This window comes from Paenibacillus praedii (assembly GCF_049725345.1).
GTDB lineage: Bacteria > Bacillota > Bacilli > Paenibacillales > Paenibacillaceae > Pristimantibacillus.
This window is the reverse complement of the sequence record NZ_JBMWAM010000002.1, coordinates 201,640-222,678: the sequence shown is the minus strand read 5'-3', so window position 1 is coordinate 222,678 and position 21,039 is coordinate 201,640. Positions and strand designations below refer to the sequence as shown.

The following is a 21,039-nucleotide window of genomic DNA, read 5'->3' as shown; positions in this document are numbered from 1 at the left end:
TGATCTATAAGGGTATGCTTACGTAAAATATTCAATTCTCGCTTCTGGAAAATGCTCGAAAATGCGCTCCGATAAAAACATGCGGAGCGCATTTGCTTGCTCATCGGGGTATACATATTTCCCCTGCCCCCAGCGGCCCCACTTATATTTACGCTTCTCGATATCCATTTCGAGCTTCGTTCGCGGATAACGTTTTTCGATTACCGATTTTGCTGTTTTTGTGAATCGATGCTGGATGAGCTCGAAGGTCAGCTCTTTCGTTGCATCCCTAGGCAGGGAGGCCGCTAATGAGGCTATAAGCTCGCTATAGCCTTCTTCCCAGCCATCGTGCCAAATGATAGGTGCTATAATGAAGCCTATCGGATAGCCTGCTCGAGCGACCTTTGCTGCGGCTTCGATTCGCTGCTCAAAGCGGGAGGTGGCAGGCTCGAAGTGCTTAATTACATATTTGGAATTCACACTGAATCGGATGCGGGTATGGCCTTGATGCTTCGCATCGAGCAGAGAGTCGACATGATGAAATTTCGTCACGAAACGGAGCCTTCCATATTCCTGCTCACCCATAAATTCAATGAGCTCGAAGAGACTTCCTGAAATCGGCTCGAGACCAACGGGATCTGAAGTGCATGCCGCCTCGAAGCGAGTAATTTCCGGCGCTCTTTCTTCGATATAACTTTTTGCTGCATCCATAATATCATCGATGTTGACATATACGCGAATATAGGGTTTAGCCCCTAATGTGGTCTGCAGATAGCAATAATGGCAATGAGCCATACATCCTGTAGCAATAGGGATCGCATATTCAGCGGATGGCTTAGAACTATCGAATTTTAGCGTTTTGCGAATGCCGACAACAAGGGTGCGTTTTGCGATTTTGTATTGTTCAAGCTCTGTATCCCCAGGCAGGTTCGTAATGCGATTATGCGAGGTCGTCATCCGATAAGGGATTCCTTCCTGCTTGACCCATTCGAATATTCGCTGTCCCTTTGGATAATCCAGTGCCGATGGTTCAAAATAAACGAGCTCAGGAACAAAGGAAAGGGTGGAGCGATCCGCTCTCGGGCGTTCCGTTACGTCAGTACTCATTGTTTATTCCTCCTTATTATGCTGCTGCAACACATCAGCTTATTGTATGGAGGCAGCTGTCTGTTCAAACTGGTGAGTTCATGGGTGAAGACTGCATGATGGATTGAGTTTACATTGTCGCTCAGCTGAGATCGGGTTGCGGTGCTGCCAACAGAAAGTGTATGATACATAGAGTAACGCCGAGGAGACAAGGTGAAGAAGTATGGTTAGGGGGTTCTTCAGTGCCGACACCGAGCATGGAAGACTACTTGGAAAAAATTTATAAGCTCATTGATGAAAAAGGATATGCGCGTGTCTCGGACATAGCGGAAGGTCTTGAGGTGCATCCATCCTCGGTAACAAAGATGATCCAGAAGCTCGACAAAGACAATTATCTCATTTATGAGAAATATCGGGGACTTGTCCTTACCAATAAAGGCAAGAAAATGGGAAAGCGGCTTGTGGATCGTCATCAGCTATTGGAATCATTTCTGACAACAATAGGCGTGCAGGATGAAAATATTTATCAGGATGTCGAAGGGATCGAGCATCACCTTAGCTGGGATTCGATCACATGCATCGAGACGCTGGTGGAATATTTCCGCCGTGATCCGCAAAGGATAGATGAGCTGCGTGGAATACGAGTAGAAATGGATAACGAGTAGTACATAGCAGGGAGAACAGACTGTTATTAAACAAGGTCCGGGACAAATGATCCCGGACCTTGTTTTATTGTTTTAATGATATTTTGGCAGGTCATCGTCATCCTTGCCGCCATCAATGACCCGAAACGGCACAGTTTTGGAGCGCGGACGGGTCGTTTTGGTTTTCGCAGCCGTTACACGGCTTTGCTTCACCTGCGGTCGCTCACGATTAGAGCCTGTTCCCCTTAAGAAAGAAGGCGGATACTTATAGAGCAAGAAAATGCCGCCCAGCACGACGATTGGAACAATAAAGGAAAAAGGGTTTACGAGGATACTGTAAAATAGACCAATGGCAAGCAATGCAAGAATCAGGATTACCCAGCCATTCCATTTGCGTGGCATTCTGCTCATGTTTAAACCGCCTTTCTATGCTTTAGCTTGCACTTATTTCATTTGTTGATCGAGCTCTTGCATCCGACTGAAGGAAGCGATGGATACAGCTACCTGTTCATCGCGCGGCTCCTTGGTTGTTAGAAGCTGAAGCCATAGCCCCGGGTAACCGAGGTAGCGAAGGACAGGTACTTCTCTCAGTGCGTTTGTCCAACGAAGAACCTCGTAAGAGAGCCCAAGCACTAAAGGAAGCAGCAGGATACGGATATATATGCGCTCCCAGATGCTGTCCCAAGTGAAGATAGGAAGGGAGTACACCACAACGCCAACGATTACTGTAAATACGATAAAGCTTGAACCGCAGCGATAATGCAAGCGGCTGTACTTTTGCACATTGCGGACGGTCAACTCTTCACCCGCCTCATAGGCGCTTATCACCTTATGCTCAGCGCCGTGATACTGGAACAATCGCTTAATAAGCGGCGTCATAGAAATGAAATATAAATATACGAGCAGCAAAATAATTTTTATAAGGCCCTCTAATAAGTTATGACCGACCTTGTTCTCGAATACCCCTGCAAACAGCAGTTCCTCGATGGCGGCAGGCGCCGCTGTAAAAATCAGCTTGCCGAAAACAAAGGACAAAACGCCTGCGACAGCCACGCCTACCAGCATGCTGAGACTCCAGCCGCCGGATTTCTTCTCTTCCTTGGCAGTGGCGGCTTTCTGGGCTGCATCGGCTTCAGGCTGCTCATCCGCTTCATCCTCCGCGTAAGCCTCCATAGAAAAATTCAAATGCTGCGAGCCTTTGGCGCTTGATTCAACGATGCCGACAACGCCGCGAATAAGCGGGATTTTCTTCAATTGCTGAACCCAGCGCTTAGAGATGCGAGGTACCTCATAAAATACGATTTCATCATTTTTGCGTCGGACTGCTGTAACGTTGACGTGTTTGCCGGCAAACATAACGCCTTCGATTACCGCTTGTCCGCCGTATATACTTCTGGAGTCTTGCGGCAAGTGGATTTCACCTTCCTTGATCGTTGTATCGCCTATAATGCTGCGACGAAAATTTTCATTTCCTAGTAAATCTATTGTACTTGATCTAACGGTCAAAAGCCAACGTCAGCTCAAGCAGCCACGGGACGAATTTCAAGACTTCGCGGGTATGACTTCACATTATTTCACATACTAAGCAGGACGAGAATGAGTCTAGAATGGAGGCCTGCTTTTATGGCGAATAATGTAAAGACCAAAAAAGAGTACAATAATAATCATCGAACAAATCCTTGGATGTATTCCATTCATATCGGCTTTTTCGCAGGCATCATATGGGGGACGGTGCGATGGTTGTTTTATCAGATGAAGTTTACGACTGAGCTTCCAGGCTTTGCGGCTGATCCGTTTTTCCAAGAATCATTTCTAAAGACGTTCTGGGGAGTGATTATTGGAATCGCCAGCTTCGCCATCCTTTCCATCGTTGCGGCGCTCCTCTATAAAATGGTGCCTTGGCATATGCGCGGTCCGTGGCCGGGTATTCTCTACGGCCTGGTGTGGTGGGCAATTATTTTTGTCGGCCTTGGTCCTTGGATAGGGATGACGGAACGTATTACGAAAGCCGGCTGGAATACGCTGTATACCGAGCTTTGCGTTTTTCTGCTGTGGGGTGCCTTTATCGGTTATTCCATCACATTCGAATTCATGGATGAAGCTTCAAGAGAGCCGGTCAAAATGCATTAAGCACTTCTACTTCTCAAGCAGAGGACATTTGTGGTAAAATGTCTAATGGACTTTGAAGCTAGAATGGATTCTGTTGCTTGGGGGTGCTGCTATGCACAAAATATTGCTCTTAAATGGACCAAACCTGAATATGCTCGGCATTCGTGAACCTGGCGTATATGGGATGGAATCGTTAGCTTCGATCGAGACGCTCATGAAGGACAAGGCCGACAAGCTGGGTATTTCGCTTGAATGTTTTCAAACCAATCATGAGGGTGAAATGATTGATCGGATACATAGCGCATTTGGTCAGGCCGATGGAATCGTCATTAATCCCGGAGCATGGACGCATTACAGTTATGCGCTGCGGGATGCTCTTAGCTCCGTTGGCTTACCGATCATAGAAGTGCATATGTCGAATATTCATAAGCGTGAGGCGTTCCGCCACATCTCAGTCGTATCGGCTATTGCTGTTGGTCAAATTGCGGGCTTTGGTTCCCACAGCTATGAGCTAGGGCTGGATGCACTTGTACGTCATTTGCAAAAATCGGAAAGCAAGTAAGAAAGGGTGAAGCGGTTATGCCAAATGAAAGAGTAAAGCGGCTTCGTCATTTGCTGGAGGAGCAAAGCTTCGAAGCCTTATTAATTGGAAGCGAGCATAATCGACGTTATATTAGCGGCTTCACAGGCTCTTCGGGCATGGTGCTTATCACGCTAACCCACAGCTATTTATTGACAGATTTTCGTTACCGCACACAGGCGCCTCAGCAAGCGGCGGGCTTCCAAATTATCGAGCACGGGTCTAGTCCTTTAGAAAATGTACGAGAGCTGATGGAGCAGCACAAGCTTTCCCGATTGGCATTCGAGCAGGAGCATGTCGTATACAGCGAATTTACGGCGTGGACGAAGGCGCTGCCTAGCATTAAGCTGGAACCCTCGTCGGGACTTGTGGAGAAGCTCCGCATCATCAAGGATGCCACAGAGTTGCAAATTATGCAGGAGGCCGCTGATCTTGCTGACCGTACATTCGAGCATATCTTGAAGCTTATTCGCACCGGTGTCCGTGAAACCGACATCGCACTCGAAATGGAAGTGTATATGCGAAGCCATGGAGCGACATCATCTTCATTCGATACGATTGTAGCCTCTGGTGAGCGTGCTGCGCTGCCGCATGGCGTTGCCAGCGACCGCGTAATTGGAATCAATGAATTTGTGAAGCTGGACTTTGGCGCTTATTATAACGGCTATTGCTCCGATTTGACTCGAACGGTCGTTGTTGGCAAGCCTAGTGAAAAGCATGTTGAGATCTACAATATTGTGCTGGAAGCACAGCTGCATGCACTGGAGCATATCAAGCCGGGCATGAGCGGCCGCGAAGCGGATGCGTTAACTCGCGATATTATTACGAAATACGGCTATGGTGATCAGTTTGGTCACGGCACCGGCCATGGACTAGGCATGGAAATCCATGAAGCGCCGCGCTTGTCCAAGCTTAGCGAAACGATTTTAACCCCCGGCATGACCGTAACGGTAGAACCTGGCATTTATGTACCTGGCTTCGGCGGGGTGCGGATCGAGGACGACATCGTCATAACGGAAACCGGTATTAAAATATTAACCTCATCCCCGAAGGACTTGATCACTCTGGGTTAAGGACTATTCATTCAGGAGGGAATCAGCAATGATTTCAGTAAACGATTTTAAGACAGGCTTAACCGTACAAGTGGACAATGATATTTTCACCGTGCTTGACTTTCAACACGTAAAGCCAGGCAAAGGCGCTGCATTCGTTCGCTCCAAGCTGAAAAACCTTCGCAACGGAAACGTTGTTGAGAAAACTTTCCGCGCAGGCGAAACGATTGGACGCGCAATTATTGAAAACCGCGAGGTGCAATATTTGTACAACTCCGGTTCGGAGTACACGTTCATGGATAATGAAACGTTTGACCAGTTCAATCTTGACAAAAAGCAGCTGGAGTGGGAAGTTAACTTCCTGAAAGAAAATATGAATGTTAACATTTCGAGCTACCAAGGCGAAATTCTCGGCATTCAAATGCCTAACAGCGTAGATTTGAAGGTAATTGAAACGGAGCCGGGCGTAAAAGGCAACACGGCACAGGGTGCAACGAAAAGTGCCAAGGTTGAGACGGGCCTGAATGTTCAGGTACCGCTGTTCATCAACGAAGGCGACGTTTTGCTAGTCGATACACGTGAAGGTAAATATATCTCGCGCGCATAGTAAGCTGTCTATTAAAACCGTCCGAGCATCTCGGGCGGTTTTTTTGTAGTTTTATATACCCATTTGATTAACTTCTGTGTTATAATCATGTCTTGTATGTATATGTCAAGGTTGGGAGTGAATCAGCTTTGTCGTTGATAGTGATGAAGTTTGGCGGCAGCTCCGTGGGAACGCCGGAGCGGATGCAGCGCGTCGCAAAGCGAATTATTGATAGGCAGCAGGAGGGCAACGATATTGTTGTCGTTGTGTCTGCTATGGGAGATACGACAGACGATCTAATCGATCAGTCGAAGCAGCTTAATCCGAATCCGCCGGCGCGGGAAATGGATATGCTGCTGACGGTTGGTGAGCAAATATCGATCGCATTGCTTTCGATGACGATCCACCAGTTGGGTGCTCGCGCAGTTTCCTTTACCGGCTGGCAGGCAGGCATTCGGACAGAAGCGGTGCACAGCAAAGCAAAAATGACAAATATCCACCCTGATCGTGTTTTTAAAGCGTTGGAGCAGGGCAATGTAGCGATTATTGCCGGGTTTCAAGGCATGACGGAGGACGGGGAAATTACGACGCTTGGCAGAGGCGGCTCTGATACGACCGCAGTTGCCATGGCAGCCGCAATGAATGCGGATGTTTGCGAGATTTACACGGATGTGGACGGCGTTTATTCAACGGACCCCCGCGTCGTGAAAAATGCCCGCAAGCTGAATGAGATTTCGTATGATGAAATGCTTGAGCTTGCTAATTTGGGCGCCGCAGTGCTTCATCCGCGCGCCGTAGAATATGCAAAGCATAACAATGTGAAGCTTGTCGTACGCTCAAGTTTTACTCAAAACGAAGGTACAAGTGTGAAGGAGGAAGCGGTCATGGAGCAGGGCGTGGTCGTTCGCGGCATTGCGTTTGACAAAAATGTAGCTAGAATTAGCATTTTGGGCGTTGAGGATGTTCCTGGTGTGCTTGCGAACGTCTTTGGCGCACTGGCGGACAACGGCATCGATGTCGATATTATCGTACAAAGCGGTGTGCAGGACGGCAAAGCCGATTTCTCCTTTACCGTATCCGGCGATGACAAGGACAAGGCGCTGTCTGTTATTGAGAAAAATCGCAGCGTAGTTTCGTATCGCGAAGCGACGTCTGAATCAAATCTAGTCAAGGTATCTATCGTTGGTGCCGGCATGGTCAGCAATCCGGGCGTAGCCGCGAAAATGTTCGCAGCGATTTCTTCGCTCGGCGTAAGCATTAAGATGGTAAGCACTTCTGAAATTAAGTGCTCCTGTGTTATCGCGGCCGAACCATTGAACGATGTGGTGCGCGCGCTGCACACAGCGTACGGTCTAGATGCGGCTGAGCAAGCATTTGTTGGCGGTCCTCAGGATCGTCGTTAATTGCTTTCACAAAAAAAGCTCACTCCCAAAAATGGGAGTGAGCTTTTTTTGTGATGCTTAAATGCGTGCAAGACCTGTTAACGACATCTATTGGCTAAGCCCGTGTGAGCTGATCGCCATTTAGTCTAGGCACCTCTTGGTAGACATCGATGGCAGAGCAAGCTTCGAGATCCCGTTTCAGCCCCAGCTTGAGCAGCCGCTTCCCCGTCTGTCCGTTCCAAAGCGTCTCTTTTATTTGAGGGGCCCGGTTTCGGTAGAGAGCCAGCATCGCAACGCCAAAATCATCCATTTCAATTGGAGCTTGACTAATCGCATGCAGCCTATCGAGTACGAGTCCAGCGCATAAGCCGTCCTCAACAGCAAATTCATCGTGACTCCCCGCGCATAAAATGATGATATCCCTTCGTAATTCAATTGCAGTACGAGCACAGGCTTCAGCATTAAGAAGTGAAGCGGTCAACACATAATCCGCTCTCATCGATTTGTGAATGGCGCGTGTGCCGTTGGTCGTCGTAAGTACGATGCGTTTGCCTGATACGACCTGCTCCGTATATTCCTCTGGTGAATTTCCTAGATCAAAGCCCGCAATTTTTCGGCAAAAGCGTTCTCCGCCGAGTAAGTCGCCTGGTCGTGCCAATGCTCTTGCCTCCATAACGGTCTCCGCTGGAATGACGCATAAAGCGCCTGCAGCAATAGCTGTCACAATCGTGCTAGTCGCTCGAAGGACATCGGCGATAATGGCTGTTTTGTGATGGAATCTAGCAGAGCTTGCTTCATTCACACTTGAAATGACCTGCACATGCATGTGTTTGATCCGCCTTTCTCTTCATTATGTCATTCTTTTGTTAGTCATCCTTCACAATATGCGTTTCGGCTTGGGCAGGTGCCCGGCATGAAATAGAGACAAGCATGCATATAAGTATAGAAGCATTGCATTAATGAAGGGAGGTCATAAATTTATGTTAAACAAAATCGTTGTGACCATGGCATCTTTGCGGCTCACATCGGGCACGATCGAAATATGCGCTGCGCTGCTGATGCTTCGACTCAATCAAATTGATAAGGCTTTAGTTGTAAATTCTTCACTCGCATTAGTAGGGCCGATAATTCTGATTGCAACAACTACGGTTGGTCTAGTCGGATTGTCGGATAAGCTGTCGCCTTCAAAGTTTATTTGGGTGGCAGCGGGAGTCATTTGCTTGATGATCGGCATTTTGAAGAAATAATAGTTTGCGAATCTAGCAATTAAGAGAATAGGGAGACATATTCTCGCATGGCCCGCATACAAATAGGAACAACGAAGGACAAACCTCCGGGAGTGATGAAGATATGCTGGCACGTGTAATACACCTGCTTCCCTTAGAGTTAAAGACGCTCCTGGAGCGTCTTCCTGAATCGATACAAGAGCAGCTTGAAGAAATACGCGTCCGAGAGGGAAGGCCGCTAGAAATTGGTTTTCGAGGGCAATCCAGATTCATGACGATGGATGGCTCGCTGCGTCAAACGGCAGACGGCGCGTATAAGCCTTCGGCTGATACTTGCCGCAAGCTGCTGGAGCGTATTACGAACTACTCCTTGTATGCCATGGAGGAGGAGCTCCGAAGAGGCTTTATAACGGTGTCTGGCGGGCATCGCATTGGACTTGCAGGCAGAACGATTCTGGACAGCGGCGTAGTAAGAGGTATACGCGATATCGGCGCCTTTAATATTCGAGTAGCTAGAGAGGTGATTGGCGCTAGTGCTCTATTGCTGCCGAAGCTGTTGGACCGTACGCGAAAAACACTGCACTCTTCCCTCATCCTGGCGCCTCCCCAGCAAGGGAAAACAACCCTTGTCCGCGACATTGCACGATCTGTCAGCTACGGACTGTGGCCGCCTCTTGAAGCGAATGTGTGGCAAGGCAGAAAGGTTGGAATCGTAGACGAGCGTTCGGAGATTGCCGCCTGCGTCCGCGGAATACCGACGTTCGATGTCGGACCGCGTACCGATGTAATGGATGCTTGCCCGAAGGCGGAGGGCATGATGATGCTGCTGCGGTCAATGTCTCCAGAGGTTTTAATCGCTGACGAGATCGGCAGGCCGGAGGATGGGGAGGCCATTCGCGAAGCCAGTCATGCAGGCATCAGCGTTGTTGCAACCGCGCATGCTTATGATTTACAGGATGCGAGAGGGCGGCCCGTGTTAAGAAGACTGCTGGACGAGGGAGCATTTACACAGGTGGTAGAGCTGAAGCGAACGGAGCATGGCATCATGCATAGAGTCGTATCCGCGGAGGCGATGGGACGAAATCTCGCGCGTGAGCACCCTGCCGTTCAAAAGCAGGCATCAGCGGGTCCTATCCCTGCGCTATCGGGACGACAAAGAGCAGATGACCTATGATGAAGCTGCTTGGAGCGTTATTGATTTTGTTCGCTGGGACGTTGATCGGCTTCCAGCAGGCTGCCAGATTCGCCGAGCGTCCTCGTCAGCTGCGACAGCTCGCGCATGCGCTGCAGCGGCTGGAGACGGAAATCGGCTATGGACATACGCCGCTTCCCGAAGCGCTTGAACGAACAGCCGAAGCCACGGCCGAGCCATTAGCCTCCATATTCCGCCATGCGGCGAGCGGGATATGGGAAACGGAGAGCTTCTCCTTCAAGGACAGCTGGGAGCAAGCGATAATACATGGGTGGCCTGCAACCTCAATGCGCAGTAACGAGCAGGCTGTACTCTTAAGGCTAGGGTCCACGCTCGGAATTAGCGATAAGGAAGATCAGATGAAGCATTTACGTCTAGCGTTACTGCAGCTTAAGTCAGAGGAGGACGCAGCGAGAGACGATCAAGGGCGTTATGAGAAGATGTGGAAAAGTCTCGGTATTTTGATCGCTGTGCTGATCGTCATTTTGATGGTGTAATGGGGTGCCGCACAGATGAACATGGATGTTAGCGCTATTTTTCAAATTGCTGGAATCGGGATCGTAATCGCAATGATTCATTCCGTGCTCAAGCAAATGGGTAAGGAAGATATGGCGCACTGGGTAACGGTAATTGGTTTCGTTGTTGTGCTATTTATGGTTGTTCGGCTCCTCAACGATCTATTTCAAGAGATCAAAACGATCTTTTTGTTTCAGTAGATGTCGATAGTCGGACGCGCAAGCAAGTAGGTGATGAACGAAGTGGAAATGATTCAAATCGTCGGACTGGGTCTGATGGCTACCATACTTATCCTTGTCGTTCGGGAACAGAAGCCGATGTTCGCTTTTTTGCTAGCCGCCTTTACGGGACTGTTCATCTTTCTGTATTTGATCGGAAAAATTGAGGCTGTTCTTTCGGTGCTGGAGGATTTGGCGAATCGATCGGGCATCCCGTCCATCTACCTAAAGACGATTTTGAAAATAATCGGTATCGCGTACATTGCAGAATTCGGGGCACAAATCGTAAGAGACGCCGGTCAAGAGGGTATCGCTTCAAAAATTGAATTTGCCGGCAAGGTGTTCATACTCGTCATGGCCGTACCTATTATAAGTGTGATCGTGGAGACGGTAATTGGCCTGCTGCCGGATGGGAGCTGAAGTGCATGATCAAGCTCGCCTCCGCCCGTGATCGGGCCAAGCTGCTGCTGTTTCTACTGGCTGCGACCTTTTTGTTTTCCTTCGTACCGGGAATAGGCTTTGCGGAGGATATACGCGCACAGGCTCCTGCCGGGAATCTGCAGCAGCAAAGAGACCAGCTTACGAATGAGCTCACAGCGAATCAGCTGGGCGGCTTGGACACAGAGGGCATTGAGAGCTATTGGAATAAGCTGAGCAGCGAATACGGCGGTTTTTTTCCAGAACAGCGCGTTCCAAGCTTCATGGATATGATCATGCCAGGCGGCGATGGATTAAAGCTGACCGACATGCTGAAGGGACTGCTGAAATATTTCTGGCATGAGGTGCTGTATAACGGGAAGCTGCTTGTCACGATCGTGATGCTCACTGTGTTTAGTATGGTGCTGGAAACACTTCAGAATGCTTTCGAGCGAAATGCCGTCAGCAAGGTTGCCTACTCGATTACGTACATGGTGCTGATCATTATTGCCGTGAATAGCTTTCATGTAGCGATCGGCTATGCCAAAGGAGCGATTGAGAGCATGATTCAGTTCATGCTGGCCATGGTGCCGCTGCTGCTTACGCTGCTTGCTTCGATGGGCAATGTCGTCACGGTGTCGGTTCTTCATCCACTTATTATTTTTATGATTCATGCAGTAGGCACGCTCATCTACACGGTTGTATTTCCACTTTTGTTCTTCTCGGCCGTTCTTCATATCGCGAGCGCGCTATCGGAGAAATTTAAAGTTACGCAGCTGGCCAATTTACTTCGAACGATCGCCGTAGGCGTGATGGGGGTATTGGTTACCATCTTTCTCGGCGTGATATCGGTGCAGGGAGCAACAGGGGCGGTAACGGACGGCGTGACGCTGCGGACGGCTAAATTCGTTACCGGCAACTTCGTGCCCGTCGTTGGAAGAATGTTCTCGGATGCAGCCGATACCGTCATATCCGCGTCCATGCTCGCCAAAAATGCGATCGGATTGGCAGGCGTTATCGTTTTACTTTTTATTAGCGCATTTCCAGCTATCAAAATATTAACGCTCGCCCTAATTTATAATTTATCCGCTGCAGTCATGCAGCCGCTCGGCGATTCTCCGATCGTAACCTGTCTGAGCACGATCGGAAAAACAATGATTTATGTGTTCGCCGCGTTGGCGGCTGTCAGCCTCATGTTTTTCCTTGCTGTCACAATTATTCTGACTGCAGGAAATGCAGCGCTAATGGTGAGATAAGGAAGGAGACAAGGCAGTGGTTGCTTGGTTAAGCGATTGGCTGAGAGACATCATCGCGGTTATTTTGCTGGCGGTGTTTGTTGAACTGCTGCTCCCGAACAAAGCGATGCAGCGGTATGCGCGCCTGGTGGTCGGATTGTTCATTTTATTAACCATATTATCGCCTATATTAAAGCTGATACAAAGCGATATAAGCACAAAGCTTGATGAAGAAATGGATCTCTGGAGCGAATCGGCAATGGCTCGTCAGGTGCCAATGACAGGGCTAAGCCAGATTCAACGAGATGCAGAGCAGTTGAGTGAGCAGCGGGCTTTGGAAGCGTCCAAGCTTGCGGAGCGCACGATGGAAAGCACGATGAAAGCTGAGCTGATCGAACGGACGCAGGCGCCCGTCGAAAGCGTTGACGCCGTCATGGAATGGATAAATGTCTCGGGACAGCAGATGCCACTCATCAGCGAGGTTATAGTTACACTTAAATCGGTTGATGAGAAAGCCGGAAGCTGGAAGGAAGCGTCGCCGGTTGAGGAAGTGCAGCCTGTAGCGATTGGTGTTCAGGTTGAGAAGCCAGGGGAAGAAGAGGGTGCACGCAATTCGACGCCAAAGCAACCCGACAGCGAAATCGGATTTATCGAAAAGGCTGAAGCAGATGACGGATTGTGGAGTGAGGCGGACCCGGCAGCCGCAGCAGCCATCAAGAGTACGATTGAACAGAGGTGGGGCGTAGCTGCGAAGCAAATTGTTGTAAGGCAGCCAGCTCCGCAGCAGGGAGCATCGCATTAAACCGTTAGATGGAGAGGAGGCACAGCGCGGTGGCCAAGTGGCTGGAAGGCTTGGAATCAGCGGTTGGCGGCGGTCCCAGCGGTCCGAAGCGTGTAAGGACGCTGAGGATACTGCTTATCGTTGGAGGGATTGGCGCAGCGCTTATGATTATGAATTCTTTTCTCACCTATAAGGATGTCGAGCCCTCGGCGCAGGATCCGAATCCGCCTCCGCAGGCAGAGGCGGTATGGAATAATGCGGGTACAGCAGCAGGTGCGCAGTTTGCGGCGATCGAGCATCCGCTGGAGAGCAGGCTGAAGGAGATCTTGGAGAAAATTGTAGGTGTTGGTACGGTAGATGTGCTCGTGACGATAGATTCCACCGAGGAAATTATTGTTGAGCGTCACCAGAATGAATCGCAGTCGATTACGGATGAGAATGATCGAAACGGCGGGCGAAGACATATTACATCGATTACGAAGGATGGCCAGGTGGTGCTTTATGAGGTTTCCGGAGACCAGAAGCCGATTATTACCAAAACGATTAACCCGCGCATTCGCGGTATTCTCATAGTCGCCAAAGGCGCGGAAAATGCGACGGTCAGACGTCTCATTGTCAACGCTGTGGAGAAAGGCGTACATGTGCCGGTTAACCGGATATCAGTCGTTCCAAGCAAACAATAATTTAAATCGAAAAATTGGGGAGGGTGTTCTCATGAACACGAAAAGACAAACGGTTTGGCTCGTATCTATGCTTAGCTTAATGGTTGTGCTGTCGGCCTATTATTTATTTACGCAGGATGTTGATTCGCCGAACGTGTTGACCGATGGTTCGCAAACGGAGCAAGCTGCAGGAAATGCTATGGAAGCAGCTGCAGATGACAATGGTCTAGTAGTCGGTGAAGTAGATTTGTCAGGCGATGCTTTGGTTCTCAGCGAGGAGGACCAGGATGTTCTGAATCAGGTCGATCAGCAAGGCATTGCTGCGGGCGGCTTGTTCAGCGAGCTGCTTGCGAAGCGAGAAATGGTAAATGCCGAAGAAGAAAACCGGATCATGTCGGTTATGGCCGATGTTCAGAAGAAGCCTGAAGAGTTAACGGCTGCCGCCGAGGAGCTCTCGCTTCTGGAAGAAAAAGTTTCCAAAATTGCCGGACTCGAGTCTGAGTTGATGGAGCAGTATGAGGTAGCTGTTATTGATGAAGAAAACGAGCGCTATAAGGTTGTTGTCTCTAGCGAGCAGTTGGAGAAGAAGCAGGCGGCGGACATTGTTAAAATGGTAATGAGCACGATGGAAGTCGATGCCGATCAAATCTCCGTCCAATATGTACCGCAATAAGACGCTTGATTTCAAGAAGGTATAAGAGAGCCTCTGTCCAAGTCAGCGTATGAGCTGACGTTGGCAGAGGCTCTTTTGCTAGATAACAAAAGGCTGAACAAAAAATGATTCGTCTTCCCGATGGTTTATGTTATAATGTTAAACGTTATGTGAAAGATATGGATAGATTAGCATTTAAGCAGTATTGGCTAAGAAGCTAGTGAAGCATTTTGCTATCGCAAATTTAAGGAGTGAAATTATTCATGTTCAAATTGAGCGAGATCAAAGAGTTGATCAAATTAGTCGATCAAACTTCCGTTCATGAGCTGGAAATCGAAAACGAAGGGACTCGCCTACTCATCCGCAAGCCTGGCAAAACAGAAGTGGTGAATGTGCAAGCGGCTCCAATTACGCATACATACTCGTCTGCGCCGCTGCAAGCTCAGCCAGCGCAGACCGCAGCGCCAGCAGCATCCCAGCTGCAAGCTGCACAAGAATCGGATGCTGCTCGTACGGCTGCCCAAAATCTTCATCAAATCGTATCACCAATGGTTGGAACCTTCTACAGCTCGCCAACGCCGGATGCAGCAGCCTTCGTCAAGGTTGGCGATCGCGTTAATGAGAAAAGCGTAGTTTGTATTCTTGAAGCAATGAAGCTGATGAATGAGCTTGAGGCTGAGGTTGACGGTGAGATCGTTGAAATATTGGTTACTAACGGCCAGCTTGTAGAATATGGACAGCCGTTGTTTCTAGTTAAAGCAGAATAATTTACGAGTGAGTTAACGTCCGAACAGGGAAACAGTTGTTTGAAAGGGGTTCCTACGTGAAATTTCACAAAATATTAATTGCAAACCGCGGTGAGATAGCGGTTAGAATTATTCGGGCCTGCCGCGAGCTAGGTATTAGCACCGTTGCCGTTTATTCCGAGGCGGATCGGGACTCGCTCCATGTTCGCTTGGCGGATGAGGCATATTGCATCGGTCCGACGACATCGAAGGACAGTTATTTAAATCTAACCAATATAATGAGCGTGGCAACGATTACAGAATGCGACGCAATACACCCCGGCTATGGCTTTCTTGCTGAGAATGCGAATTTCGCGGAAATTTGCGAGTCCTGCAATATTACTTTTATCGGTCCTTCACCTGATGCGATCAATAGAATGGGCGATAAGGCAGAGGCTAAGCTGACGATGAAATCAGCCAACGTGCCGATCATTCCCGGCTCCGACGGTCTAGTTGAGAGTATGGATGAGGCGATTGCTGTTGCCAGGGAGATCGGTTATCCGGTTATTATTAAAGCTACAGCAGGCGGCGGCGGCAAAGGCATTCGAATCGCGGACGATGAAACGATGCTCGTTCAGCAATTGACGAATGCACAGCAGGAAGCGCAGAAGGCCTTTGGCAATGCGGGCGTATATTTAGAGAAGTATTTGACTGGCATGAAGCACGTGGAAATTCAGATCATGGCCGACAAGCACGGCAATGCGGTTCATTTGTTCGAGCGCGATTGCTCCGTTCAGCGCAGACGCCAGAAGCTTGTTGAAGAAGCGCCATGCGCGTCTTTGACGCCTGAGCTTCGCGAGCAAATGGGACTAGCCGCCGTAAGAGCTGCGCTTGCCGTTAATTATTCAGGCGCAGGTACGCTGGAATTTTTATTGGGACCGGATGGCAGCTTTTACTTCATGGAAATGAATACGCGAATCCAGGTCGAGCATCCCGTTACTGAGATGATCACGAACGTGGATCTGATTAAAGAAATGATCTCTGTTGCCGAAGGTAATCCATTGTCCTTCACGCAAAGCGAGTTGAGGATTAACGGCTGGGCGATCGAATGCCGGGTTAACGCAGAGGATTCCGAACGCAATTTCATGCCTTCGGCAGGAAAGATTCCGTTTTATCTGCCGCCAGGCGGCCCAGGTGTTCGTGTGGACAGCGCCGTTTATCCGGGCTATACAATTTCACCGCATTATGATTCTATGATCGCAAAGCTTATCGTATGGGCACCTACTCGCGAGGAGGCGATTGCGCGCATGAAGCGTGCGTTATCCGAATTTGCGATTGAGGGTATTCGAACGACAATTCCGTTCCATTTGAAACTGCTCAATCACCCGACATTCATTCAAGGTGAGTGCGACATCAAGTTTTTAGAGGAAAATGACATTAACGCGCGGGAATAATCACACGACAAAAATGTGAACAAGGTGTATTGTTTGTCATATTTCATGCCGAATGTTATAGTATATTAACAAGATGCGGATAATGGCTTGGCTTGAAGGCTGAGTACTCGCAACTTTAAGGAGGTGTACAACAATCATGAGTACCATTGCTGCGGAATATGAAAAAACGGACATTGGCACGATTCAAATTGCACCTGAAGTAATCGAAGTAATCGCAGGACTTGCGACGATCGAGGTGAACGGCGTTGCTGGCATGAGCGGCGGATTCGCCGGAGGCATTGTTGAGCTTCTAGGCCGCAAGAACCTGTCCAAGGGCGTCAAGGTTGAGGTGGGTCAGCGCGAGGCTGCGGTAGACGTATCCATTATCATCGAATACGGTAATCGAATACCGGAAATCGCATCTGAAATTCAGCGAAATGTGAAACGTTCGATCGAGATGATGACAGGGCTTAACGTTGTCGAAGTGAACGTACATATTCACGATGTACATTTCAAGACGCCGGAGAAACCGGAAGAAGAAGAGAGTCAGCATAGAGTTAAATAATGAATGATTCATTAATCCATTTTATAACCCCCTCGTGAATGGGCATGCCGCTCGGCGCAAGGGGGTTTTCATTCGGCTTCACAGGAGGAGGCAATACGCTTGGTAAAAGTTGTGGACAAGCTGCTTTTGTTTCTTTATAGCATTATCATCGGATGTCTTTCCGTATTTCTGCTATCCATGGGGTTTAACTGGATTTCAATAGACCTCATGAATGATTTAGTCGATGACGCCTATCGATTGAGTTCCATTCAAATTACAATTGCTGTACTGGGTGTCGTGCTGTTTTTATTGAGCCTGCGTTTTTTCATCGTATCGCTTCAGCGCGGATCGGCTTCCGCCCCGTCAATCGATCAGAGAACTGACTTCGGCGATATCCGGATTTCTCTCGAAACGATAGAAAATTTAGCGCTTAAGGCAGCATCTCGTCAGCGTGGAGTTAAGGATTTACGCGCTCGCATACGAGCAACCGACGCTGGACTCGACATTGTTATACGTGCGGTAGTTGATGGCGAAAGCTCTATTCCTGTACTGACAGAAGATATTCAACGTGCTGTCAAAGAGCATGTGGAGGACATTTCTGGCGTACCGGTAACGAATGTTTCGGTATACGTTGCGAACATCATCCAAACGAGTACAATTAAGAGTCGCGTGGAATAGAGGTGGGTTTGCTGATGTGGAGGGAATTCTGGGCTGTCTATGGGAAACGTGCAGCAGGCGCTGCAGTGGGACTGTTTTTCGGCATACTCTACTTGATTGTCGGTTTTTGGGATATGCTCTTTGTAGGGCTGCTCGTCGCAATCGGTTATTGGATAGGCGTGCAGAAAGAATTAAACAACGGATCGATCTTTCCATGGCAGCGGCTTTGGTATTCGTTGTTAGAAAGATTTCGGCCATTCAAATGATCCTGTGTTCTCCTCCGTACTCCGTATTCCGGATACCCGCTTTATTCGGGGCAGGGAGGAGATCATAGGTTTTTTTTCAGAACATTTCAATATAATTGGCATAAATGTTGCCACGGAGGTCACATGAAACGAAGATTAGCACGGGAAATAGCGGTTTCAAGCTTGTATCAAATGGAAATGAACGAGGTATCGGCATCAGATGCGGTTGATATGCTGATGGATGAGCTCAGGCAGGAAAATGAAATAGGGGCCGACCCTTCTGAGATTGGCAGCACGGATGAGTTTGTGCGCGAGCTTGTGTTTGGGGTGATGGAGCGAAAGCAGGCCATAGACGGCATGTTGCAGCAGTTTTTGACAGGCTGGCAGGTAGACCGGTTATCGCGCGTTGATCGACAGGTGCTCAGGCTTGCATGTTATGAGATGGTATTTCGTGATGATGTGCCGCCAAAGGCAGCGATCAATGAAGCCATCGAATTAGCAAAACATTTTGGAACTGAGGAATCCGGGAAATTCGTCAATGGCGTGCTTGGAAAACTGCTGCTTGGAATTGACGAACTGAGGTCTTAATCCCTTTATTGGGCGTGATGCTGATATCGAAGCAAAAGGAGACTAGAGCGATGTGCGCACAAATTATTGAAGGAAAAAAAATATCTGATCTTATACGCGAGGAAATGCTTTCAGAGACGGCTGAGCTTAAAATGAAGGGAGTCGTTCCTGGATTAGCTGTAGTATTAGTAGGAGAGGATCCGGCATCCAAGGTGTATGTCGGATCAAAAGAAAAGGCGTGCCAGCAGCTGGGCTTTTATTCAGAGGTTCATCGGTTAACCGCCGACACAAGTGAAGAGGAGCTGTTAGCGGTCATTGAGCGCTTGAATAATCAAGCTTCTATTAATGGCATACTTGTTCAATTGCCGCTTCCGAAGCATATAAACGAGAAAGCCGTCATAGATGCTATTTCCGTAGACAAGGATGTAGACGGCTTCCATCCGGAAAGCGTAGGCAATCTGGTTATTGGCGATGACAGCTTGCTGCCATGTACGCCAGCTGGCGTTATTGAGCTCATTAAGCGGAGCGGTGTTGATATTTCAGGCAAGCATGCGGTTGTGATCGGGAGAAGCAATATCGTAGGGAAGCCGGTAGCTATGCTCCTGCTTCGCGAGAATGCTACGGTCACCATCTGCCACTCGCGTACAGCGAATATGGAAGAGCTCGCTAAACAAGCGGATATTCTTGTTGTCGCTATCGGCAAAGCCAAAGCGATTGACCGTAAGTTTGTGAAGCCAGGTGCAATCGTAATCGATGTCGGAATCAATCGACTGCCGGACGGTAAGCTGGCAGGAGATGTGGATTATGATGATTGTCTGGATACAGCGGGCTTCATCACTCCAGTTCCAGGCGGTGTTGGACCCATGACGATTACTATGCTTATGAAAAATACGATAACTGCAGCAAAAAGGGCAAACGGAATCAAGGAGTGACGTTTGGCATGGCGGAACAGCCTCGGATTTATTCCATAAAAGAGCTTAATCGCTATATTCGGATGAAGATGGAGTCCGACCCGGTGCTTGGCGATGTGTGGATTCGCGGTGAGATATCAAACTTCACGCATCATTCCAGCGGGCATATGTATTTTACGCTGAAAGATAGCGACAGTAAACTGAAAAGCATCATGTTCGCCTCTCATAATCAGCGCCTTCCATTCCTTCCGAAGGAAGGAACAAAGGTGATCGCCAGGGGCAATATATCGGTTTATGAACGGGATGGAAACTATCAGTTTTATGTAACGGCGATGCAGCCGGATGGAATCGGCAGCTTGTATCTCGCCTATGAGCAACTGAAGAGCAGGCTAGAGGCGGAGGGTTTATTCTCTGCCGCCCGGAAACGTCCATTGCCACGTATTCCACGCGCTATCGGTGTCATTACTTCACCAACAGGCGCAGCAGTCCGGGATATTATTATTACACTGCAGCGGCGCTATCCTTCCATTCCTGTCTATGTCTATCCTGTACTTGTACAAGGGACTCAAGCTTCACCGGCTATCGTGAAAGCGATAGAAGCTATGAACCGTTTTGGTGAAGCCGACGTATTGATTGTAGGCCGAGGCGGCGGCTCGCTTGAGGAGCTTTGGGCCTTTAATGAGGAAGCAGTAGCCCGAAGCATAGCGGCCTCGGAAATTCCCGTCATTAGCGCAGTCGGACATGAAACGGATTTCACCATTGCTGATTTTGCGGCAGATTTGCGTGCGGCAACGCCAACAGCCGCTGCCGAGCTTGCCGTTCCTAATATGTCTGAGCTGCAGCAGCAGCTTCAGCGGCAGACGCAGCGGTTAACACAAGGAATTCATTATCGCGTTCAAGAAGAAAAGGAGAAGCTGCAGCGCATTCGGCGCTCTCCTTTTTTCCTATATCCACGTAAATATTTGCTTGAGCAAGCACAACAGCTTGATCGGATGAAAGAGCAGCTTGGGCAGCGGACCAAATCGATAACTGAACGCGGTTATTCAAAGCTTGCCCGCATGCAGGCCTTGTTGGCAGCGCATCATCCTGGAGATCGAGCGGCTTATGCGGCGAAACGCTGGCAAGGTACAACCAGACAGCTCGAGCAGGCTATGAATTCGACTATAAAAGAAAAGAAGCTAAGGCTCAACAGTGCGATTAGGCAGTTGGACGCGTTAAGTCCTCTAAAGGTCATGTCCCGCGGCTATAGTCTCGTATATGATGAGCATGAGCTTCATTTAATTAAATCGATTGCCGACGTACGGCCCGGAGATGTCGTGAAGGTGAAAGTAGCAGACGGTCAGCTGGACTGTCAGGTTAATTCTTTGAGGGGAGATCAGGTCAATGGAAGCAGCGAATAATAGCGATTTGACTTTCGAGCAAGCGATGGAACGATTAGATACAATTGTATCTAAGCTTGAGAATGGGGATGTTCCTTTGGAGACGGCTATTGAGTTGTTTCAAGAAGGCATGAAGCTGTCACAGCTTTGCGGAGGCAAGCTGGAGCAAGTTGAGCGCAAGATTGAATTGCTCATTGAGACGGAACAAGGCTTTCAGAAAAAACCGTTTGCTTCAGTGAACGAGGACAAAGGGGAATAAGC

The 21,039-nt window shown here is 48.8% G+C and carries 28 protein-coding genes; 24 read left to right on the top strand and 4 right to left on the bottom strand.

Going from position 1 to position 21,039, the window contains the following annotated elements:
- Positions 1-18: 18 nt before the first annotated feature.
- Positions 19-1,086 (bottom strand): spore photoproduct lyase, encoded by a 1,068-nt coding sequence (splB, locus tag ACO9K6_RS03700; RefSeq protein WP_424766183.1) that lies wholly within the window; start codon positions 1,084-1,086, stop codon positions 19-21.
- A 221-nt stretch (positions 1,087-1,307) separates the two neighbouring features.
- Here splB and mntR point away from each other — a divergent pair, with 221 nt between their 5' ends.
- Positions 1,308-1,730 (top strand): transcriptional regulator MntR, encoded by a 423-nt coding sequence (mntR, locus tag ACO9K6_RS03695; protein WP_424766182.1) that lies wholly within the window; start codon positions 1,308-1,310, stop codon positions 1,728-1,730.
- Positions 1,731-1,802: 72 nt separating this feature from the next.
- On the opposite strand, the gene ACO9K6_RS03690 is transcribed toward mntR, so the two are convergent.
- Both ACO9K6_RS03690 and ACO9K6_RS03685 read right to left on the bottom strand, forming a co-directional pair.
- Positions 1,803-2,120: a hypothetical protein gene (locus ACO9K6_RS03690; RefSeq protein WP_424766181.1), complete on the bottom strand. Its 318-nt coding sequence runs from the start codon at positions 2,118-2,120 to the stop codon at positions 1,803-1,805.
- A 33-nt stretch (positions 2,121-2,153) separates the two neighbouring features.
- Entirely contained in the window at positions 2,154-3,119 is a 966-nt protein-coding gene (locus ACO9K6_RS03685) for a DUF1385 domain-containing protein (RefSeq protein ID WP_424766244.1), read from the bottom strand.
- Between the two features lie 213 nt (positions 3,120-3,332).
- On the opposite strand from ACO9K6_RS03685, the gene ACO9K6_RS03680 reads away from it, so the two are divergent.
- From ACO9K6_RS03680 to ACO9K6_RS03660, 5 genes are all read left to right on the top strand, one after another.
- Entirely contained in the window at positions 3,333-3,839 is a 507-nt protein-coding gene (locus ACO9K6_RS03680; protein WP_424766180.1) for a YqhR family membrane protein, read from the top strand.
- Positions 3,840-3,930: 91 nt separating this feature from the next.
- Entirely contained in the window at positions 3,931-4,380 is a 450-nt protein-coding gene (aroQ, locus tag ACO9K6_RS03675; protein ID WP_424766179.1) for a type II 3-dehydroquinate dehydratase, read from the top strand.
- Positions 4,381-4,397: 17 nt separating this feature from the next.
- Positions 4,398-5,471, top strand: a complete 1,074-nt coding sequence (locus ACO9K6_RS03670) for a M24 family metallopeptidase (protein ID WP_424766178.1) — start codon at positions 4,398-4,400, stop codon at positions 5,469-5,471.
- Between the two features lie 28 nt (positions 5,472-5,499).
- Entirely contained in the window at positions 5,500-6,057 is a 558-nt protein-coding gene (gene efp, locus ACO9K6_RS03665; RefSeq protein WP_424766177.1) for an elongation factor P, read from the top strand.
- 128 nt (positions 6,058-6,185) lie between these two features.
- Complete coding sequence (locus tag ACO9K6_RS03660) at positions 6,186-7,439, top strand: aspartate kinase (protein ID WP_424766176.1); 1,254 nt, start codon at positions 6,186-6,188, stop codon at positions 7,437-7,439.
- Positions 7,440-7,533: 94 nt separating this feature from the next.
- Here the strand turns inward: ACO9K6_RS03660 and ACO9K6_RS03655 are convergent, their stop codons facing one another.
- Positions 7,534-8,244: a 2-phosphosulfolactate phosphatase gene (locus ACO9K6_RS03655; RefSeq protein WP_424766175.1), complete on the bottom strand. Its 711-nt coding sequence runs from the start codon at positions 8,242-8,244 to the stop codon at positions 7,534-7,536.
- Between the two features lie 154 nt (positions 8,245-8,398).
- Between ACO9K6_RS03655 and ACO9K6_RS03650 the strand changes: the two genes are divergently transcribed.
- The 18 genes from ACO9K6_RS03650 (at position 8,399) to xseB (ending at position 21,037) form a co-directional block, all read left to right on the top strand.
- Entirely contained in the window at positions 8,399-8,665 is a 267-nt protein-coding gene (locus ACO9K6_RS03650; protein ID WP_424766174.1) for a YqhV family protein, read from the top strand.
- Positions 8,666-8,768: 103 nt separating this feature from the next.
- Complete coding sequence (gene spoIIIAA / locus ACO9K6_RS03645) at positions 8,769-9,818, top strand: stage III sporulation protein AA (protein ID WP_424766173.1); 1,050 nt, start codon at positions 8,769-8,771, stop codon at positions 9,816-9,818.
- A complete protein-coding gene (gene spoIIIAB / locus ACO9K6_RS03640) occupies positions 9,815-10,333 on the top strand; it encodes a stage III sporulation protein SpoIIIAB (RefSeq protein ID WP_424766172.1) in 519 nt (172 codons plus the stop codon). Before spoIIIAA ends, spoIIIAB begins: the two co-directional genes overlap by 4 nt.
- Positions 10,334-10,348: 15 nt before the next feature.
- Entirely contained in the window at positions 10,349-10,552 is a 204-nt protein-coding gene (gene spoIIIAC, locus ACO9K6_RS03635) for a stage III sporulation protein AC (RefSeq protein WP_137186654.1), read from the top strand.
- A 42-nt stretch (positions 10,553-10,594) separates the two neighbouring features.
- Positions 10,595-10,990: a stage III sporulation protein AD gene (gene spoIIIAD, locus ACO9K6_RS03630; protein ID WP_424766171.1), complete on the top strand. Its 396-nt coding sequence runs from the start codon at positions 10,595-10,597 to the stop codon at positions 10,988-10,990.
- 5 nt (positions 10,991-10,995) lie between these two features.
- Positions 10,996-12,243 carry a stage III sporulation protein AE gene (spoIIIAE, locus tag ACO9K6_RS03625; RefSeq protein WP_424766170.1) on the top strand — a complete coding sequence of 416 codons (1,248 nt, stop codon included), beginning with the start codon at positions 10,996-10,998 and terminating at the stop codon, positions 12,241-12,243.
- Positions 12,244-12,259: 16 nt separating this feature from the next.
- Entirely contained in the window at positions 12,260-13,024 is a 765-nt protein-coding gene (gene spoIIIAF, locus ACO9K6_RS03620) for a stage III sporulation protein AF (RefSeq protein ID WP_424766169.1), read from the top strand.
- Positions 13,025-13,053: 29 nt separating this feature from the next.
- Positions 13,054-13,686 (top strand): stage III sporulation protein AG, encoded by a 633-nt coding sequence (gene spoIIIAG / locus ACO9K6_RS03615; protein ID WP_424766168.1) that lies wholly within the window; start codon positions 13,054-13,056, stop codon positions 13,684-13,686.
- A 31-nt stretch (positions 13,687-13,717) separates the two neighbouring features.
- Positions 13,718-14,338: a SpoIIIAH-like family protein gene (locus ACO9K6_RS03610; RefSeq protein ID WP_424766167.1), complete on the top strand. Its 621-nt coding sequence runs from the start codon at positions 13,718-13,720 to the stop codon at positions 14,336-14,338.
- A 242-nt stretch (positions 14,339-14,580) separates the two neighbouring features.
- Entirely contained in the window at positions 14,581-15,084 is a 504-nt protein-coding gene (gene accB / locus ACO9K6_RS03605; protein ID WP_424766166.1) for an acetyl-CoA carboxylase biotin carboxyl carrier protein, read from the top strand.
- Between the two features lie 56 nt (positions 15,085-15,140).
- A complete protein-coding gene (gene accC, locus ACO9K6_RS03600) occupies positions 15,141-16,496 on the top strand; it encodes an acetyl-CoA carboxylase biotin carboxylase subunit (RefSeq protein ID WP_424766165.1) in 1,356 nt (451 codons plus the stop codon).
- A 136-nt stretch (positions 16,497-16,632) separates the two neighbouring features.
- Complete coding sequence (locus ACO9K6_RS03595; protein ID WP_424766164.1) at positions 16,633-17,040, top strand: Asp23/Gls24 family envelope stress response protein; 408 nt, start codon at positions 16,633-16,635, stop codon at positions 17,038-17,040.
- Positions 17,041-17,139: 99 nt separating this feature from the next.
- Positions 17,140-17,697, top strand: coding sequence for an alkaline shock response membrane anchor protein AmaP (gene amaP, locus ACO9K6_RS03590; protein ID WP_424766163.1), 558 nt, complete (start codon positions 17,140-17,142; stop codon positions 17,695-17,697).
- Between the two features lie 14 nt (positions 17,698-17,711).
- Positions 17,712-17,942: a DUF2273 domain-containing protein gene (locus tag ACO9K6_RS03585; protein ID WP_424766162.1), complete on the top strand. Its 231-nt coding sequence runs from the start codon at positions 17,712-17,714 to the stop codon at positions 17,940-17,942.
- Between the two features lie 123 nt (positions 17,943-18,065).
- Positions 18,066-18,509 carry a transcription antitermination factor NusB gene (gene nusB, locus ACO9K6_RS03580; RefSeq protein ID WP_424766161.1) on the top strand — a complete coding sequence of 148 codons (444 nt, stop codon included), beginning with the start codon at positions 18,066-18,068 and terminating at the stop codon, positions 18,507-18,509.
- Between the two features lie 50 nt (positions 18,510-18,559).
- Entirely contained in the window at positions 18,560-19,420 is an 861-nt protein-coding gene (gene folD, locus ACO9K6_RS03575; RefSeq protein WP_424766160.1) for a bifunctional methylenetetrahydrofolate dehydrogenase/methenyltetrahydrofolate cyclohydrolase FolD, read from the top strand.
- Positions 19,421-19,428: 8 nt separating this feature from the next.
- A complete protein-coding gene (xseA, locus tag ACO9K6_RS03570; protein WP_424766159.1) occupies positions 19,429-20,799 on the top strand; it encodes an exodeoxyribonuclease VII large subunit in 1,371 nt (456 codons plus the stop codon).
- The gene (gene xseB, locus ACO9K6_RS03565; RefSeq protein ID WP_424766158.1) at positions 20,783-21,037 is read left to right on the top strand and encodes an exodeoxyribonuclease VII small subunit; all 255 of its coding nucleotides are present in this window, start codon (positions 20,783-20,785) and stop codon (positions 21,035-21,037) included. The genes xseA and xseB overlap by 17 nt, the downstream gene beginning before the upstream one ends.
- Positions 21,038-21,039: the final 2 nt, after the last annotated feature.

Excerpts from the sequence above, each read along its gene's own strand:
- splB (WP_424766183.1), bottom strand. The coding sequence starts at position 1,086 with ATGAGTACTGACGTAACGGAACGCCCGAGAGCGGATCGCTCCACCCTT.
- ACO9K6_RS03690 (WP_424766181.1), bottom strand. The coding sequence starts at position 2,120 with ATGAGCAGAATGCCACGCAAATGGAATGGCTGGGTAATCCTGATTCTT.
- ACO9K6_RS03680 (WP_424766180.1), top strand. The coding sequence starts at position 3,333 with ATGGCGAATAATGTAAAGACCAAAAAAGAGTACAATAATAATCATCGA.
- aroQ (WP_424766179.1), top strand. The coding sequence starts at position 3,931 with ATGCACAAAATATTGCTCTTAAATGGACCAAACCTGAATATGCTCGGC.
- ACO9K6_RS03670 (WP_424766178.1), top strand. The coding sequence starts at position 4,398 with ATGCCAAATGAAAGAGTAAAGCGGCTTCGTCATTTGCTGGAGGAGCAA.
- efp (WP_424766177.1), top strand. The coding sequence starts at position 5,500 with ATGATTTCAGTAAACGATTTTAAGACAGGCTTAACCGTACAAGTGGAC.
- ACO9K6_RS03655 (WP_424766175.1), bottom strand. The coding sequence starts at position 8,244 with ATGCATGTGCAGGTCATTTCAAGTGTGAATGAAGCAAGCTCTGCTAGA.
- ACO9K6_RS03650 (WP_424766174.1), top strand. The coding sequence starts at position 8,399 with ATGTTAAACAAAATCGTTGTGACCATGGCATCTTTGCGGCTCACATCG.
- spoIIIAA (WP_424766173.1), top strand. The coding sequence starts at position 8,769 with ATGCTGGCACGTGTAATACACCTGCTTCCCTTAGAGTTAAAGACGCTC.
- spoIIIAB (WP_424766172.1), top strand. The coding sequence starts at position 9,815 with ATGATGAAGCTGCTTGGAGCGTTATTGATTTTGTTCGCTGGGACGTTG.
- spoIIIAC (WP_137186654.1), top strand. The coding sequence starts at position 10,349 with ATGAACATGGATGTTAGCGCTATTTTTCAAATTGCTGGAATCGGGATC.
- spoIIIAE (WP_424766170.1), top strand. The coding sequence starts at position 10,996 with ATGATCAAGCTCGCCTCCGCCCGTGATCGGGCCAAGCTGCTGCTGTTT.
- ACO9K6_RS03610 (WP_424766167.1), top strand. The coding sequence starts at position 13,718 with ATGAACACGAAAAGACAAACGGTTTGGCTCGTATCTATGCTTAGCTTA.
- accB (WP_424766166.1), top strand. The coding sequence starts at position 14,581 with ATGTTCAAATTGAGCGAGATCAAAGAGTTGATCAAATTAGTCGATCAA.
- ACO9K6_RS03595 (WP_424766164.1), top strand. The coding sequence starts at position 16,633 with ATGAGTACCATTGCTGCGGAATATGAAAAAACGGACATTGGCACGATT.
- ACO9K6_RS03585 (WP_424766162.1), top strand. The coding sequence starts at position 17,712 with ATGTGGAGGGAATTCTGGGCTGTCTATGGGAAACGTGCAGCAGGCGCT.
- nusB (WP_424766161.1), top strand. The coding sequence starts at position 18,066 with ATGAAACGAAGATTAGCACGGGAAATAGCGGTTTCAAGCTTGTATCAA.
- folD (WP_424766160.1), top strand. The coding sequence starts at position 18,560 with ATGTGCGCACAAATTATTGAAGGAAAAAAAATATCTGATCTTATACGC.
- xseA (WP_424766159.1), top strand. The coding sequence starts at position 19,429 with ATGGCGGAACAGCCTCGGATTTATTCCATAAAAGAGCTTAATCGCTAT.
- xseB (WP_424766158.1), top strand. The coding sequence starts at position 20,783 with ATGGAAGCAGCGAATAATAGCGATTTGACTTTCGAGCAAGCGATGGAA.